The sequence below is a fragment of the Streptomyces sp. NPDC102283 genome (assembly GCF_044766265.1).
Lineage (GTDB): Bacteria > Actinomycetota > Actinomycetes > Streptomycetales > Streptomycetaceae > Streptomyces.
In genome coordinates, this window is record NZ_JBIWLQ010000005.1 from 145622 (window position 1) to 162503 (window position 16882).

Annotated in this window: 9 protein-coding genes, 1 tRNA gene and 1 pseudogene; 7 read left to right on the forward strand and 4 right to left on the reverse strand. The window is 72.2% G+C overall.

Translation table 11 applies throughout. The features are described from left to right. Nucleotides 1-144 precede the first annotated feature (144 nt). On the forward strand, nucleotides 145-2112 hold the full coding sequence (locus ACIRJT_RS12200; protein WP_403907753.1) for an MFS transporter: 1968 nt from the start codon (nucleotides 145-147) through the stop codon (nucleotides 2110-2112). 123 nt (nucleotides 2113-2235) lie between these two features. Here the strand turns inward: ACIRJT_RS12200 and ACIRJT_RS12205 are convergent, their stop codons facing one another. Next, nucleotides 2236-3177, reverse strand: coding sequence for an ATP-grasp domain-containing protein (locus ACIRJT_RS12205; protein ID WP_403907755.1), 942 nt, complete (start codon nucleotides 3175-3177; stop codon nucleotides 2236-2238). Nucleotides 3178-3335: 158 nt separating this feature from the next. On the opposite strand from ACIRJT_RS12205, the gene ACIRJT_RS12210 reads away from it, so the two are divergent. After that, a complete protein-coding gene (locus tag ACIRJT_RS12210; RefSeq protein WP_403907757.1) occupies nucleotides 3336-4253 on the forward strand; it encodes an aminoglycoside phosphotransferase family protein in 918 nt (305 codons plus the stop codon). On the opposite strand, the gene ACIRJT_RS12215 is transcribed toward ACIRJT_RS12210, so the two are convergent. After that, on the reverse strand, nucleotides 4231-6327 hold the full coding sequence (locus ACIRJT_RS12215) for an MMPL family transporter (RefSeq protein WP_403907759.1): 2097 nt from the start codon (nucleotides 6325-6327) through the stop codon (nucleotides 4231-4233). The genes ACIRJT_RS12210 and ACIRJT_RS12215 overlap by 23 nt on opposite strands. Here ACIRJT_RS12215 and ACIRJT_RS12220 point away from each other — a divergent pair. After that, nucleotides 6241-6600: pseudogene (locus ACIRJT_RS12220) on the forward strand (TetR-like C-terminal domain-containing protein); the annotation flags it as partial. The gene ACIRJT_RS12215 and the pseudogene ACIRJT_RS12220 sit on opposite strands and share 87 nt — an antisense overlap. A gap of 65 nt (nucleotides 6601-6665) precedes the next feature. On the opposite strand, the gene ACIRJT_RS12225 reads toward ACIRJT_RS12220, so the two are convergent. Further along, nucleotides 6666-6738 (reverse strand) — tRNA-Arg (locus ACIRJT_RS12225). A 417-nt stretch (nucleotides 6739-7155) separates the two neighbouring features. Between ACIRJT_RS12225 and ACIRJT_RS12230 the strand changes: the two genes are divergently transcribed. Next, nucleotides 7156-10863 (forward strand): HelD family protein, encoded by a 3708-nt coding sequence (locus ACIRJT_RS12230; protein WP_403907761.1) that lies wholly within the window; start codon nucleotides 7156-7158, stop codon nucleotides 10861-10863. Between the two features lie 140 nt (nucleotides 10864-11003). After that, nucleotides 11004-12836, forward strand: coding sequence for a class I adenylate-forming enzyme family protein (locus ACIRJT_RS12235; protein WP_403907763.1), 1833 nt, complete (start codon nucleotides 11004-11006; stop codon nucleotides 12834-12836). Here ACIRJT_RS12235 and ACIRJT_RS12240 read toward each other — a convergent pair. Then, complete coding sequence (locus ACIRJT_RS12240) at nucleotides 12823-14100, reverse strand: M6 family metalloprotease domain-containing protein (protein ID WP_403907765.1); 1278 nt, start codon at nucleotides 14098-14100, stop codon at nucleotides 12823-12825. The two genes, ACIRJT_RS12235 and ACIRJT_RS12240, sit on opposite strands and share 14 nt — an antisense overlap. Nucleotides 14101-14373: 273 nt before the next feature. Here ACIRJT_RS12240 and ACIRJT_RS12245 point away from each other — a divergent pair, with 273 nt between their 5' ends. Beyond that, nucleotides 14374-15087, forward strand: a complete 714-nt coding sequence (locus ACIRJT_RS12245) for a TetR/AcrR family transcriptional regulator (protein ID WP_403907767.1) — start codon at nucleotides 14374-14376, stop codon at nucleotides 15085-15087. Nucleotides 15088-15324: 237 nt separating this feature from the next. Continuing rightward, nucleotides 15325-16848, forward strand: a complete 1524-nt coding sequence (locus ACIRJT_RS12250) for an MFS transporter (protein WP_403907769.1) — start codon at nucleotides 15325-15327, stop codon at nucleotides 16846-16848. Nucleotides 16849-16882: the final 34 nt, after the last annotated feature.

Here is a 16882-nt window from a genome sequence, read left to right on the forward strand (position 1 = left end):
GGGCGACGCGGTCGGCCCCTCCCCCGCTCCGTTTATGACAGAGATACGTGCCGGGGGTACGTGTTAGCGTCCCCGGACAACTCAGGGACGCTGGGAGGCGTCCTCGTAGAGGTACGGGGCCGGCGGAGGACGGGGAGAACCGTAGTGACCACCGCGGAGCCGAAGCCCGGCCGCGAGGCGGACGAAACCACCGGGGTCGGGGGCGAGGCCCTGCACGTCCGCGTGCCGGCGCCCCGTGTCCCGGAGTCTCCGGACACCCCGAAGCCCGCTGGCACCGCCGGGCCTCCGGACCCCCTCGCTCCCCCTGCTCCTCCCGCTTCCTCTGCTTCTCCTGGACCCGCGGGACCCTCCGCAGGCCCTGCTTCTCCTGGACCCGCCGCTCCCGAGTCGTCGTCCGCCAGGACCCGGCGGCTGCTGCGGCATCCCGTCACCATCGCGACGGCCGCCGCCGCCGTCGGCCACGTCCTCTGGTTCTTCTTCTTCGCCAACACGGGCGGCGACATCGCCGCGCAGGACGCCTGGGCCGAGTTCGTGGGCCGGCACCCCGGCACGGCGTACAACCTGGCCTGGTACGGGGGCATGCACCCCGTCTCGTACAGCGTGGTCTCGCCCTACCTGATGTCGCTGCTCGGCGTCCGTACGACGATGATGATCGTCGGCACGGTCTCCTCCGCGCTGACCGCGCTGATCCTCGTGCGGGTCCCGGCCGTCCGCAATCCGCTGGCCTGCTCGCTCGCCGGGGTCTTCGCGTTCCTGTGCAACGCGCTGTCGGGCCGGGTGACGTTCGGGCTGGGCATGATGTTCGCGGTCGGCGCGGTGGCCGCGGTGTTCTGCTGGCCCTACCGGTGGCGGTACAAGCGGTGGGCCAAGGCCGCCGTCGCCGCGCCGCTCGCCGCGCTCGCCACCGCGTCCAGCCCCGTCGCCGGACTCTTCCTGGGTGTCGTCGCGGCGGCGCTGTTCCTCCACAAACGACGCCCCGGCGCGTACGCGATCGGGCTCGCCCCGGTGGCCGTGGTGGGCCTGTCCTCCTGGCTGTTCCCGTTCTCGGGTACGCAGCCGATGTCGCTCGGGACGCTGTCGCTGCCGTTCCTCTTCGCGGTCCTCGTGTACGCCCTCGTACCGCGCGACTGGAGCACGGTCCGCACCGCCGCCGCCGTCTACGGGATCGGCACGCTGCTCACGTACGTCATCGACTCGCAGATCGGGTCGAACATCACGCGCATGGCGATGCTGTTCGCCGGCGTCGTGCTGCTCGCGGCCCTGCCCTTCGCGGTGCCGCGCAGCCGCCGCTGGTACGCCCTGGTCATCGCGTTCGTCGGGCTCAACTTCTGGATCGGCTTCAAGAGCGTCGACGACATCGTCCGCACCGCCCCCGCAGCGTCCTGGAACCGCGAACTGGCCCCGCTCGTCAACCAGCTCCAGCAGGTGGAGGCAGAACGCGGCCGGGTCGAGGTCGTGCCCGTGAGCAGCCACCGCGAGTCCTCGGCGCTCGCCCCCTACGTCAACCTGGCGCGCGGCTGGAACCGTCAGGCCGACATGAAGCGCAACCCGCTCTTCTACGACGACACCCTGGACCCGGTGAACTACCGGGAGTGGCTGGACCGCTGGGCCGTGCACTACGTGGTGCTGCCCAAGGACCGGCCCGACAACGGGGCGGTCCAGGAGGCGGAGCTGGTCGAGCAGGGGCAGCCCTACCTGCGCGAGATCTGGGGCGACGCGAACTGGAAGCTCTTCCGGGTCCTGGACCCGGTGCCGCTCGCCGACCCGCCCGCGACGGTGGAGCGGGCGGGCGCGGACGGGCTGACGATCACCGTGAAGTCGGCGGGCCGGGTGCTGATCCGCATTCCGTACACGCGGTGGCTCGCCCTCGTCGACGAGGGCGGCAAGACCGTGGAACGCCCGCAGGAGACCGAGGAGTCGAAGGAGCGGTCGCAGGAGGACGAGACCGCGCCGAAGACCTATCTCAACACGAACGGCTGCCTGAACAAGGTCGAGGAGGGCCCGTACGGCGACGAGTGGACCGAACTGCTCGCTCCGCGCCCGGGCGTGTACCGGTTGACGGCCCCGTACCAGCTCCAGCCGGGCACGCCCTGCCCCGAAGAGCTGAGCTGAGCCCTGTGCCGTTCCGTACGGTGTCCTGTTCGGTGCCCCGCGCACGGGGCACCGAACAGGACACCGTGTAGGGGATCTCCCTCTGCGGACAAGGCCCCGGCAAGGTGCCCTGGGCCGGCCGGGCTACCGCACGAAGGCGCGGTCGTGCGGCGACAGGTCCGTGGCGGGTCCGGCGGCGCGGAGGACCGTGTCGAGGGCCCGGTCCGGCTCGGCCGAATAACATCCGCTGGCCCAGGCGGCGTTGGCTTCGATCACGGCCCACCGGCCCTCGTCGTCCCGGCCGACGTCGACGACGATCGCGGACGGCAGCGTCTCCCCGGCGGCCGAGAGGACTTCCCGCCCGAAGGCGAGTGCGTCGCCGTCCGGCGGCCCGAGCCGGAGCCGGCCGGCCTCGGCGTACCGACCGGCCGCGTGGACGGCGCCGTCGAGCAGATGGAGCCGGTGCTCGACGGCGAACGTCATCACGTCGCTCACCAGCACCACGGTCGCCGGGTCCACGGCGTCCGGTCCGGGCAGCCGGGACCCGTCCGCGTACACGAGCGCCGAAATGCTCTTGTCGTTGGGCGACTTGACGAAGGCGGGGCGTCGCAGCCGGTACGCCTCGCCGATGGGCATCGCCCGGACCTCCCGCCGGGTGAGCGCCCGCGGGAGGCGCGCGAGCCAGTCGGCGGGGGCCTCCAGGAGGGCGATCCCGAGCGCGGGGGCCACGACGTCGGCGAAGGAGGGCCCGGCGTGCAGATGCACGGAGTGGCCTTCGCCTCCGGTGCTTGCGGTCCCTCCGGTGCTTGCGGTCCTCCCGGTGTGTGCGGTCCCTCCGGTGTTTGCGGTCCCCTCGGTGTTTGCGGTCCTCCCGGCGCTTGCGGCGGACGCGGGCAGTCCCGTGCCCTCCGCAGCCTCCGAAACCTCCGCCCGCCCCGCCCACCTCGGACCTCCCAGCCCTTCCGGTACGGCGGAGGCCGTCGCCTCCACGATGCGCAGCCCGCGCCGCAGCGCGGCGGCACGCAGCGTCCGGGCGGAGGCGGTGAGCCGGGGCGGGAGGACGAGGATGCGCGGCGGGCGGGTCATGGCCGCAGATCCTCCCGTACGGGGCACCGCGCCGCACCGGCTTTTCCGGCACGGCGGGGCCGGGACGGGACCGACGGGAGGACGGCGTGCGCAGGGCGGCGGTGCGACGGGTCGGGGACCCGTTGTGCGGGCCCGGTACCACCTGGTTCGATCGCGGCATGATCATCGAACCGTCAGTCGTGCACGGCCTGATCGCCGCCCAGTTCCCGCACTGGGCCGACCTGCCCGTGGAGGCGGTCGGCGCGAGCGGGACCGCGAACGCGATCTTCCGCCTGGGCGCCGACAAGGCCGTACGGCTGCCCCGCACCGAGGGCGGTGCGGCGGATGTGGCGACGGAGCACCGCTGGCTGCCCCTGCTGGCATCGGGGCTGCCCTTCCCCGTGCCCCTCCCGCTGGCCCAGGGCGTTCCGGACAGCGCCTTCCCCCGGTCCTGGTCGGTCTGCACCTGGCTGGACGGGACGAACCCGAGGCCCGGTGACGGCTCCTCGGCCTCCGAACCGCTCGCGGCCGATCTGGCGGAGTTCGTGCTGGCGCTGCGCCGGATCGACCCGGCGGACGCCCCGCCCGCCTACCGCGGCGAACCGCTGGCCTCCCGCGACACGGAGACGAGTGAGGCGCTCGGGACCCTGGACGGGGTCCTGGAAGGGGCCCTGGGCGGGGTCCTGGACCGGGCGAGCGCCACCGCCGCCTGGCACGAGGCCCTGACCGCCGAGCCCTTCACCGGCCGGCCCGTCTGGGTGCACGGAGACCTCCAGCCGGGCAACGTCCTGGTCGCGGACGGCCGCCTCACCGCGGTCATCGACTTCGGCTGCACCGGTCTCGCCGATCCGGCCGTCGACCTGATCGCGGGCTGGTACCTGCTGACGGCGGGGGCCAGGGAGACGTTCCGTACGGCGGTCGGGGCCGACGACGCCACCTGGGCGCGGGGGCGGGGCTGGGCACTGTCCATCGCGCTGATGGAGCTCGCGCACTACCGGGACACGAACCCGGTGATGGCGAGGATCGCGGCGCACGTGATCGCCGAGATCCTCACCGACCACTCCCGTGCGCGGGTCAGACCCCCGTCGAGTCCTTGACGCGCGGCGCGTGCACGGCGGGTGCCGGAACCGCCCCGGGCGCGCCCTCGCTGAGCCCGAACCGGTCGTGGAACCTCCGCAGGGGCCCGGGCGCGTACCAGGCCGATCGGCCGAGCAGACGCATCGCGGCGGGAACGAGCACACCACGTACGGCGACGGCATCGATGAGGATGGCCAGCCCGCTGCCCAGGCCGAACAACTGCATGAAGCTGATCTCGGCCGTACCGAAGGCGAAGAAGCTCACCGCGAGCAGCAGCGCCGCCGCGCTGACGATGCGCCCGGTGCGGCCGAGGCCTTCTGCGACGGCGGACTCGTTGTCCTCGCCGAGGTCGTGGAGTTCCTTGATCCGGCTGGTGACGAACACCTCGTAGTCCATGGAAAGACCGAAGGCGACGCAGAACATCAGGACGGTCATCGACAACTCCATCGGTTGTGCCGTGAAGCCGAGCAGGGAGGAGAGAGCGCCTTCCTGGAAGATCCAGGTCATCACGCCGAGGGTCGCCGCCAGGCTGACGATGTTCAGGACCAGGGCCCGCAGCGGCTGTACGACGCTGCCGGTGAAGAGGAAGAGCAGGACGAAGGTGGTGACGGCGATCAGGGCCGCGGCGATGGGAAGCCGTTCGCCGATGGAGGCCTTGGAATCGACCAGTTGGGCATCGATGCCGCCCACCAGAGGACTCACCCCGGCGGGTGGGTCGGCCGCCCGCACCGCCTTCACCAGGCTCTGGGCGGCGTCGGACTTCGGCTCCAGGGCGCTCACCACGGTGATCCGCTGCGCATCGGGACGGCCGAGGGCGGGGTTGCCGGGGCCGGTCGTGGCGGAATCTCCCCCGGCGTAACTCCCGGAGCTGGTATCGACGCGTACGACGCCTTCGAGCCCCGACAGGCCGACCGCGTACGACGTCAACGGGGCCTCGGCCACCGGCCCGTCGACGACGACGTGGAGGGCCGATTCCTCGCTGCCGCCGAAGTTCTCCCGCAGGGCCGCGGAGACCTGACGGCTCTCGGCGCCCTCGGGCAGCACGCGCTCGTCCGGTGTGCCGAAGGTGATGCCGAGCAGCGGGCTCGCCGCCAGCAGCAGCACGGCGAGCGCGGGCAGGGCGGTGACCGCGGGCCGTCGCATGACAGTGCGGGCCAGCCGCCCCCACAGGGGCGTCCGGTCATCGACGCGCCCCCGCTTCGCCCACGGCAGCCTGCCGTTGTTGACGCGGTGCCCCAGGACGACGAACAGGGCCGGCATCACGATCAGCGTGCTGACGGCGGCGACGGCGACGACTCCGACTCCGGCGAATCCGAACGAGCGGAGGAAGTACTGGGGGAACACCAGGAGCGACCCGAGAGCAGCCGCCACGGTCGCGGCGGAGAACGCCACGGTGCGGCCCGCGGTGCTCACCGTGCGCCGGACGGCGTCGTCCACGCTCGCACCGGCCGACAGCTGCTCCCGGAAGCGGCTGACCATCAACAGGCCGTAGTCGATGCCGAGTCCGAGGCCCAGGGCGGTGGTGAGGTTGGTCGCGGTGTTGGCGACGTCGGTGACGCTGCCGAGGAGGGAGAGCTGGGCGAACGAGCCGACGATGGCGATGACGGCGATGACCAGCGGCAGCAGGGCCGCGACCACGCTGCCGAAGACGAACAGGAGCAGGAGCAGGAGCAGGGTGAGCGGTATGGCGATGGCCTCGGCCAGGATCAGATCGTCGACCACCTGCTTCGAGAGATCGCTGCCCACGGCCGCACCGCCTCCGGCCCGGACCGTGAGGCCGCCGTCCCGCGTCCCGCTGTAGGCGTCGATGACCTGCTGGGCGTTCTCCTGCTGCCGCGTCTCGTCGCCCGTCACATGGGCGAGCACCATGGCTTCCCGGCCGTCCTCGGAACGGAGGTCCGGGCTTCCGGTGTCCCAGTACGAGACGACATTGGTCAGCCCCTTCTCCTCCTTGAGGTCGGCGACCAGGCGCTGCCCGCTTCGCCGTACGGCGGGGGAGTCGACGGCCCCGTCGGCGGCCCGACCACCCGCGCGGTGCGGCAGATGAGCGCGGTCTTCCAGCGCGTACTGTTCGCCGACTTCACCCCGGAACAACTGGCCGCGGCGGACACGCTCACACTCTCGCCCCCGTTCCGCGCCCATCTGCGACACCTGTCCCCGGACGGCCTGTCGGCCCTGCCGCCCTCGGCGACCGCACTCCTCCTCAGCGCCTGGGGCCACATGCACGGCCTCGTCGTCCTGGAGGTGTTCGGGCACACCGCGTTCCTGGGCGACCACCAGGCCGAGGTCTTCCACATGGCGATGAGCGACCTGCTGACAGGCATCCACCGCCGCATCCCGGCCGCGTACGCAAACGGCCCCGGATGAGAGTCCGGGGCCGATCAGATCCCCTCCTGGCAAAGGAAACGCCAGGTCGGAGCGGTAACGCGCTGTGCCCCCGGCAGGATTCGAACCTGCGACACCCGCTTTAGGAGAGCGGTGCTCTATCCCCTGAGCTACGAAGGCCGGGGACTGATCCCGTGGTGGTTGAGCGCGCGCAATTTGTTGCGCCTTCAACTACCTCGGCAGCCCCTGTGCTGTCTGGGAGGACAGCCGTGAAGCAGCTTACCGGTTCTGCCGCCGCGAGGTGGAGCCGGTGGCGAGGGTGGTGGTGGGCCGGGTGTCGGGGTGGAGCCCGCGGCCGGTGGCCGGTGGGGGGCCGGGCGGGTTTCCGGAGGGTGTGGAGACGGCCGTTCTGCCTGTCGGCCTGGTCCGCAGGGGCGGCGTGCGGCGCGGCCCCCGGCCCGGCGGGGGAGGGGGGTGGGATCGGCCGGATTTCGGTCACTGACTGTTCGTCACCGTCCGTTATCTGGTAGTTGTTTCGGTGGGGTACGGGCACATGCCCGTGGCGGTGTCCCTCTGGGTGCCGCAGGGAGGACGCACATGAGCACCAGCATCCGGGACGTCGACGAGATCCTCGCCGCCGAACAGCGGGCAGTGGACCACGCGTACGACTGCTATGCCACGAAACTGGCCGAGTTGGGTGGTACGTCGGCCGCTACCGCTTCGGCGACCGGGAAGGACGGGATCGCCAACCGGGCCGCGGCGGAGGCCCGAGCCGAAGCCTACGGAGGGCTCGGTGACGAAGCCCTGGTCTTCTCCCGCGTCGACGCGCCGGAGGACCCGGGAGGAAAGCCCCGCCCGTGGTACATCGGGCGGCGTGGCGTGAGCGACGCCACGCGTGAACCGGTGGTCCTGCTGTGGACCAGCCCCCTGGCGAAGAAGTGGATCGAGACCCGGCCCGAGGATCCGGGCGAGGTGGTCCTGCGGCGGCAGCTCCGCTGTGTGCGGCAGGCCGTCCAGAGCTACTTCGACGAGATCTCCACGGCCCCTGTGCCTGTAGCTGTACCTATCCCTGTAGCTGTCTCTGTCCCTGTAGCTGTCCCTGTACCGGTCTCCGTCCCGGCTTCGGCTCCCGTTCCGGTTTCGGATCGCGAAACCGCCCCGCCCCCGTCCACCTCGACACCGGCCCCCGAGCCCCCGGACGCGTCCGGGGCCGATGTCCTGCCGGAGCCCGCCGTTCCGGAGCCCCGTCGCGCTGACGACGGTGTGGCGGAGGAGCCGGACGTCTCCTCCGTACCGGAGCGTGCGCCGGCCCCCACCCCCGGCGAAGTCGTACGACGACAGCGGCGCAAGCCCCTCCAGCCCGACGACTTCCTGCTGCGGGAGCTCCAGCGGTCGCGCGGCGGGCGGATGCGGGACATCGTCGAGACCATCCGCCGCGACCAGATGGAGCTGGTCACCGGTTCGCCGTCGGACATCCTCGTCGTACAGGGCGGCCCCGGTACCGGTAAGTCGGCGGTCGGTCTCCATCGGGTGACCTGGCTCGTCAACAACGAGCACTTCAAGGCCCAGGACATCCTCGTCATCGGACCCCACCAGCGGTTCCTCGACTACGTCGGGCAGGTCCTGCCCACCCTCGGCACCCGGGACGTGAACGCCGTACAGCTGGACCGCCTGTGGGAGGGCGGCATCCTCGGTACCGACTCGCCGGAGGCGCGCCTCGTGAAGTCGGACGAGCGCATGGCGGCCGTGTTGCGGCGCCGCGTCGAGAGCGACTTCCGCCCTGATGCCCTCGACCCCCTCACGGCCGTTCCCTCGTTCAAGGGCGACGAACCCGGGATCGTCGTCACCGCCGGCAGTACGACGCTTCGTGTGCCGAAGTCCGAGGTCCTCGCTCTCCTCGAAAGGGCTCATGCCGACGACGGGCCCTTCCGGGAGCGACGCGAGCGCTTCCGCGGTCTCTTCGTCGACCGGCTCCTCCGAGAGCTCGCCGACATCGCGCCGCGCCGTGGGCAGGCCGGGACGATCCGCCGCGACCTGGAGCGCAACCGCCGGGTCGAACGCCTCGTCGAACGCGTCTGGCCCGCCCCCGGCCCCCGTGAGGCGCTGCGCAGTCTCTACGACTCGGCCGACCTCCTGCGGGAGTGCGCCGACGGCATCCTCGACGCGGACGAACAGGCGGCCCTCCTGCGGCCCCGCGCCGCCACTGCCGATGCCGATCCGTGGTCCCTCGCCGACCAGGTCTGCCTCGAAGAGCTTCGCGTGCTGATCAGCGGGGACATCCCGCCGAGGTACGGCCACATCGTGATCGACGAGGCCCAGGACCTCACGCCCATGCAGGCGCGTTCCCTGCGGCGGCGCAGTGCCGCGGGCGGCTCCATGACCGTCCTGGGCGACCTCGCGCAGGCGACGGGCGTCCATGTTCCGACGAGCTGGGACCTGCTCGGCGCACTCCTCTCCGACCAGGGCGACTGGAGCGTGGCCCAGCTGACCACCAGCTATCGCGTGCCCGCCGAGATCATGGAGTTCGTCGCCCCGCTCGCCCGGACGATCGCGCCGGACCTCCCGTACCCGAGGGCGGTCCGGGCGGCGGGAGCGGACGCCGTGCGGACCGTGGCGAGCGAGTCGGAGAGGCTGCTCGACGACACCGTCGCGCACGTGGCCCGGCTGATGGGCACCAGCGACGGCAGCACCCCCCGCTCCGTGGCCGTCATCGTTCCCGACGACTCGGACTGGGCGGAGACCATCAGCCGCAGGATCGACGACGACGGCGACCTCGGCGGACGGGCCCGCGAGGCCGTCTCCGTGCTGGCCGCGGCGCAGGTCAAGGGCATGGAGTACGACCACGTCCTGGTCGTCGAGCCAGCCAACATCGCCGACCGCGGTCCCGCCGGGCTGCGTCAGCTGTACGTGGCGCTCACCCGCAGCACCCAGAGCCTGACCGTCCTGCACACCGTCCCGTTGCCGCAGGCGCTGACCGGTTCCGGGGACGCCCAGGCTCCGGCCACGGACACGGACGTCGATAGGGACACGGAGGCGTCAGCGGTAGCGGTAGCGGTAGCGGACGTGGAGGCAGGGACTGGGACAGGGACAGCGGCAGAGGCGGCGGCAGAGGCGGCGGTCGTCGACCGGCCGGAGGGCGGCGGGGCCGAGCGGCACCCCCGGATCGGTACCGACGTCCGGGTCGAGGTGGTGGGTCGGGCCCCGGGGGGCCGCTACAAGGTGAAGCCGTTGGCGCCGATGATCGGCCGGCCGCTGGTCCTCACCGTCCGGCACGGATCGGTTCCTCCGGTGATGGGCGAGAAGCTGGACTGCTGGGTTTTCGCGAACGACACGAGTCAGACGGTGCTCACCGCCGATCAGCGGGGCCGGTCGCCCGTCTCGGAGCGGATGGCAGGGCGCTATCTCGCGGCGTTGGACGTGCTGGGAGAGCTGACCGGTGGCGCTGGCGATGTTCCCGATGCCCGCAGCCGCCTCTCCGAACTCCAGGGCATGGCCAACCGCGTTCTTCGCCGGGACCAGGCGGACTGGGTCGCCGTGCTTCACCTGTTCGGCGATCCGGACCGTGAGCTGCTCGGAGGCCTTCGGGACCTTGCCGCGACGACCAACCGTGCGCTCAAGGAGGGCACTTTCGACGCAGGTCGGCTCGCCCAGGGGCTGGACGCCTCCGGCTGGGCAGCTCCCCTCGCCGAGGCACGGCGAGCGCTTCAGGAGCGCTTCGGCACAGCGGTGGAGCCGGACGCGGAGCCGGACGTGGAGCCGGACGCGGAGCCGGACGTGGAACCGAACTCCGACGGCACGCCCCCCGTCGCCCCGACGCAACCCGATCAGAAGGAAGAGGGACAGATGACCACCGCGGACACTATCGCCGCCACATCGGCCGCGACCACGAAGGACGGTTTCCTCCGCGCGCTGGAAGCGGCTGCGGGGGCCGACCGCACCTGCAAGAAGCACGAGGCGGTCCGCCACGCGCTGAAGGCTGCACTCTTCTGGGCGGACCTCCAGCCCTCCGACTCCCCGGTCGTCGACGTCAGCTGCGTCACCCCGCACGGTCTGTTCCTCTACGAGGCCCTGGGCGCGGGCCGCTCCACCTATGCGGACCTGCGATCGGGCGCGACCCGCCTGCTGGAGATCAACCACACGCTGCCCGCGCCGGCCGACGATCTCTACCTGGCCCTCTCCGAACCACCTGCCGAGGACTGGTCCGTGGACACGATCCGCGATGTCTTCCGAGTCAATGTCATCTGGCACAGCCCGTCCGGCTGGAGTGGCGAGAACGCGGCTGTCCTTTTCGGAGCGTCCGGATGAGCTCCTGGTCCGGTGGTCCGAGCTCCTGGTCCGGTGGTCCGAGCTCCCGGTCCGGTGATCGAGGGCACGACCTTGGCGCTGCGCCGCCGCCCGCATAGCGTCTCGCGTAGCAGCCAGCGTCAGCGCGAGAGAGGCCGTCCGTGCCGCACACCCACCCGTCCCCGCCCCCGGCGTCCGAAGACGCCGCAGCCCGAGCGGAACGCGCCCGGCGTGCCGCGCGCATCGAGGCCTCCCTCACCGGGCCCGGCGCACCCTTCGCCGTGGTCGTCGGCGAGCGGGGGACGCCGGAGTACGCCGACGGGCCGCGCACACTGAGGGAGTTCGTGGAGACCACCTGGGCCTACCGGGACACGCCGTTCCTCATCGCCGGCGAGCAGCGTTACTCCTACGCCGAGTTCTTCGCCGCCGCCTCCGCCCTCGCCGTACGCCTGCGGGAGCGGTACGGCCTCCGCTCCGGCGACCGGGCCGTGATCGCGATGCGGAACCATCCCGAGTGGCAGATCGCCTTCTGGGCCGCCCAGTTGGCCGGTCTCGTCGCCGTACCGCTCAACGCCTGGTGGACCGAGGACGAGTTCGTCCACGCCCTGGAGGACTGCGAGCCCGGGGTGCTCCTCGTGGACGGGGAGCGGCTGGGGCGGGTCTCCGGCTGGGCCCGGCGGACCGGGGCGCGCGTCGTTCTCTTCCACGGCTCCGAGGGCGCGGGCCGGCAGGCCGCGGCGGGCCTCCGCGTCGAGGGGTACGAGGAGTTCCCCGCGCCCGACCCGTTGGCCGCGCCGCCCGACGTGGAACCCCGGCCCGAGGACGACGCCACGATCCTCTACACCTCCGGCACCACCGGCCGCCCCAAGGGTGCGGTGGCCACCCATCTCGCCCAGGCCGGGGCCGCGCTCAACCCCCGCTACTTCGCGGCGGCCTCCGCGCTGGCGCGCGGCGTCATCCCGGGGCAGGGGCCCGCCCCCGTATCGCTGATGACGTTCCCGTTCTTCCACGTCGCCGCGTTCACCGGCTTCTACGGTGCGATGGCGGCCGGCGGCACCCTCGTCCTGATGCACAAGTGGGACGCGGACGAGGCGCTGCGGCTGATCCGGGCGCACCGCGTCACGCACTTCGCCGGGGTCCCCACCACCGGGCTCCAGCTGCTGGAGGCCGCGGAGCGGAGCGGGGACGGGCTGGAGGGCCTCACGCTGTTCAGCACCGGGGGAGCCCCCGCCCCGCCCGTCCTGGTCGCCCGCCTCACCGCCCGGTACGGCGAACGCGTCGAGCCCCGCAACGGCTACGGCCTCACCGAGACCAGCGGCGGGGTCCTCGCGCAGTTCGGGGACGAGTACCGGGCGGAGCCGGGCGGCGCGGGACGGCCCACCCCGGTCACCGAGGTGAGGGTCGCCGGGCCGTCGGGCGAGGCGCTGCCCGACGGGGAGGCGGGGGAGCTGTGGCTGCGCGGCCAGTCGTTGTTCCGCGGCTACTGGCGCGACGCGGCGGCGACCGAGGAGGCCTTCGGCGGCGGCGGCTGGTTCCGTACGGGGGACCTCGCCGTAGGCCATGAGGGGCGGGTCTCCATCGTCGACCGGCTCAAGGACGTGGTGATCCGGGGCGGCGAGAACGTGTACTGCGTCGAGGTCGAGGGCGTCCTGCACGACCACCCCGACGTGGCCGACGCCGCCGTCCTCGGCATCCCGCACCCGGTGCTGGGCGAGGAGGTGGCGGCCGTCGTCCGGCCGCGCCCCGGGGCCAAAGTCACCGCCGGGGGCCTGCGCGAGCACGTCGGCGCGAGGCTCGCCGCCTTCAAGGTGCCCGCCCGGGTGCTGTTCACCGACGAGGAGCTTCCGCGCAACGCCACCGGGAAGCTCCTCAAGCACCTCCTCCGCGCCTTCGCGGAGGGCGCCGGGGAGGGTGCCGAGCAGGGCACCGGGGAGGGCGCCGCAGCGTGCGGTCCGGGGTGCGCCGCGGACGCCGGGCCGCTCACGGGCGCGTGACCCGCACCCGGTAGTTGCCATTGCCGTCCTCGTCCAGCACGGATATCCGTACGCCGTTGGCCCGGTCGGTGAAGGTCTGGCCGGGGCGGAACGGGGCGTCGGACAGTTCCGCGTGCACGTTGGGGCGCCGGGTGCAGCCGCCGCTGTCCTCGGTGGCGTCGGCGACGGAGACCGGGCCCTGGCCGGTGTCCACGTCGGAGCTGACCTTGTAGATCAGCACCCCGGGCCGGCAGACCGCCTCGTCGTTGCCCGCGGCCGTACGGACCTCCACGGCGTAGCCGGACTGGGCGCTCAGCGGGACGAAGGCGAGCTTGGTGCCGCCCTCGGTGGCCAGCGGGCCGAGGGTGTGCTCGCTCATGCCGGCCTGCGACGCGCAGCTGATCTGCTCGTTGTCGAGCCAGCCGAGCTTCCACTTGTGCCAGGCCAGGAAGTCGTTGTTGGCGCCCCAGTCCTCGGACATGATGTCCCAGTGCCCGACCGAGCCGCCGCCCTCCATCGTGTAGAGGTCGGGCAGCCCGAAGACATGGCCGTTCTCGTGCGGCAGGACGCGGTAGCCGGTCTCGGCGTACGACCCCGATCCGTCGTCCTGGCGGCTGTAGACGAACGACGTGTTGGCGAGCGGGACGCCGTCCGCGGTCGGGGCCTCGTCGTTGCCGGAGAAGGTCACCGAGAGCACGGTGTCCAGTGCGGAGGGGCCGGCGTTCGGGCTGACCAGGACGTTGACCAGGTCGTACGCGGAGAAGTCGACCCTGGGGTCGGCGGCCGCGACGATGTCCTTCACCAGTTGGCGGTAGCCCGGCTCGAAGGGTGAGCCGCGCTCTATCCCGTACTCCGTGAAGGGCATCGGCATCCGCAGCCAGTCCTTGACGGGGGCCTCGGGCCGGTAGACGAGCCGGCCGTAGGAGCTGGCCCTGAACCACTCGGACGTCTGCGGGAAGAACTCCCCGTACCGGTCCGTCGCGGGATCCGTCCCCTCCGCGTCCGGGAAGTCGATCATCAGGTTGAGCGCCTTGATCTCGCCGGTCGACCGGGCGTAGCCGGGCGGGGTCGGCAGGCCCTCGGACATCTGCACGCCCATGGTGGCGGAGATTCGGCACGCGGCGAGCGCGGAGTCCTGGCCGGTGGCCGCCGGGCCCGCCGAGGCGCGTCCGGCGGTCGGGAGGGTGGTGCTCGCCGAGGCCACGGCCGCTATGACCAGCGCGGTCGCTCCGGCCAGGGCGATCGGGCGGCGGTGTCTGCGTATCCGGCGGCGGGGCTGCTGCATGGAGGCGCCTTCGGGGTCCGCGGCAGTCGGCCGACCCCTGACTGCGCTCTGGCGATCAGCCTGTGCCGGGTGGTCCGGGGCCGCTCGCTGGGTGCGCCGATCGGAGGGTTTTCTCCCTGAGGTGATGTGACTCAGGTCACATGGGGGTGGGAAATAAGCGGGGATCCTCTCCCCGTTTGCATACGTGTCCCCACTAAACGGGGAAACGATCCCCGGTTGCTGATGGGGGTCGACCGGCTACACAGAGGCAAGAAGAAGGGGAGGGGCGTCGTCGTGGAGGCCATCGCAGGGACCACCAGGGCCACCGGGGCCACCGCGAAGGGCACCGTACCGGCAGCCGTCGCCGGCACCGCACCCGCGGCACCGTGCCGGGCGCCCCGCCCGCGTGCCGACGCGCTGCGCAACCGTGAGCGGATCGTCGCGGCAGCACGCGAGCTGTTCGTCGAGTTCGGGCCGGACGTGGCACTGGACGACGTCGCACGGCGAGCGGGCGTCGGCAACGCCACGCTCTACCGGAACTTCCCCGACCGCGCCGCCCTCACCCACGAGGTCGTCCTCGCGGTCACCTCCCGCACCACCCTCCGGGCCGAAGAGGCCGCCGCCGCGGAGTCCGACCCGTTCGCCGCGCTCAGCCGCTTCGTGCACGCGGCCGCCGACGAACGGATCGGCGCCCTGTGCCCGATGCTCTCCGGCGTCTTCGACAAGGACCATCCCGAACTGCTCGCCGAGCGCCGGCGCCTCGAAGAGGCCGTCGAGGGGCTCGTGGCGCGCGCCATGTCCGCGGGGCGGCTGCGTACCGACATCGCCGTCGGTGACGTACTCGTCGCCCTCTCCCAGCTCACCCGGCCGCTCCCCGGCATCGCCTGCCAGGGCATCGACCGGTTCACCCACCGTCACCTGCAGTTGTTCCTGGACGGACTGGAGACCCCGGCCCGCTCCGAACTGCCCGGATCGGCGGCGACCTTGGAGGACCTGCGGCGCTCCTGAGGTCCGCGCCCACCTGAACCTTCCGGCCCTGCACCACCTCCACCGGTAACCCCCGCGGGCGTGTTCCCGGCCACCCGACGCTTCTCCGGCATCGGCGACGCTCCCCGTGGGCCGCCGCGCCCACGGCCCACGCCGTCACGTCCTACGTCATCACGTCGCCGCGTACACCAGTACGTACCGCCGACGCCCACTTCACGACGCCTCCGCGTCCTCGCACGTCCTTAGGTGGCTACACCCATGTCAAAAACGGCTGACACCGCCCTTCCCGATCCGAGTCGCTGGAAAGCCCTGGCCTTCATCGCGCTCGCCCAGCTGATGGTCGTCCTCGACGCGACCATCGTGAACATCGCGCTGCCCTCCGCCCAGACCGACCTCGGCATATCCGACGGCAACAAGCAGTGGGTCATCACCGCCTACGCCCTCGCCTTCGGCGGGCTCCTCCTCTTCGGCGGCAGGATCTCCGACCTCTGGGGTCGCAAGCGCACCTTCGTCGTCGGTCTGATCGGCTTCGCGCTGGCCTCCGCGCTCGGCGGGGCGGCCCAGAACGAGGCGATGATGTTCGGCTCCCGGGCCCTCCAGGGTGTCTTCGGCGCCCTGCTCGCCCCGGCTGCCCTTTCCCTGCTCGCCGTGATGTTCACCGATGCCAAGGAGCGCGCCAAGGCGTTCGGCATCTACGGGGCCATCGCCGGTGGCGGTGGCGCTGTCGGGCTGATCCTCGGCGGCTTCCTCACCGAGTACCTGAACTGGCGCTGGACGTTCTTCGTCAACATCCCGTTCGCCATCGTCGCCGCCGCGGGCGCCTACTTCGTGATCCGTGAGCCGTCCGGCACCCGCAATCGCGCACCGCTGGACATCCCCGGCGTGGTGCTCTCCACGCTCGGCCTCGTCGCCCTGGTGTACGGCTTCACCCGCGCCGAGTCCGCCGGCTGGTCGGACGCGGTGACCGTCTCCATGTTCGTCGCCGCCGTCGTGCTGCTGATCGCCTTCGTCGTGACCGAGGCGCGCGTGAAGTCTCCGCTGCTGCCGCTGCGCGTCCTCACCGAGCGCAACCGGGGCGGGGTCTACCTCTCGCTGGGGCTCGCCATCATCGCGATGTTCGGGCTGTTCCTCTTCCTGACCTACTACCTCCAGGTCGTGAAGGGCTACTCCCCGGTCAGGACCGGCTTCGCGTTCATGCCCATGATCGTCGGCATGATCACCGGCTCCACCCAGATCGGCACCCGTCTGATGACCCGGGTCCCGCCGCGCCTGCTGATGGGCCCCGGCTTCCTGGTCGCCGCGGTCGGCATGCTGCTCCTGACCCAGCTGGACCTGAACACCAGCTACGCGGCCGTCATCCTGCCCGGCATGCTGCTGCTCGGCCTCGGCATGGGCACGGCGTTCATGCCGGCGATGTCCCTGGCCACGCATGGCATCGAGCCGCGTGACGCGGGAGTGGCCTCCGCGATGGTCAACACCTCGCAGCAGGTCGGCGGCGCCATCGGCACCGCCCTGCTGAACACCATCGCCGCGAGCGCCACCACCGCGTACGTCGCCGATCACGCGGCCCGCGCCACGGACCCGCAGCTCCTGCAGCTCCAGGCCATGGTCAGTGGTTTCGCCGCCGCGATCTGGTGGGCGGTCGGCATCCTCGTCGCCGCCGCCGTCATCGCGATCGCCCTCATCAACACGGGGCGCCCGGGAACGGGTTCCGGTGTGACGGACGGCGCGTCCGACGCGGGCGCCGAGGAGGAGTTCAGGATTCCTGTCGTCGCCCACTGACGACGGCCCGCCCCCGCTCGCCCTCTGCCCTGGT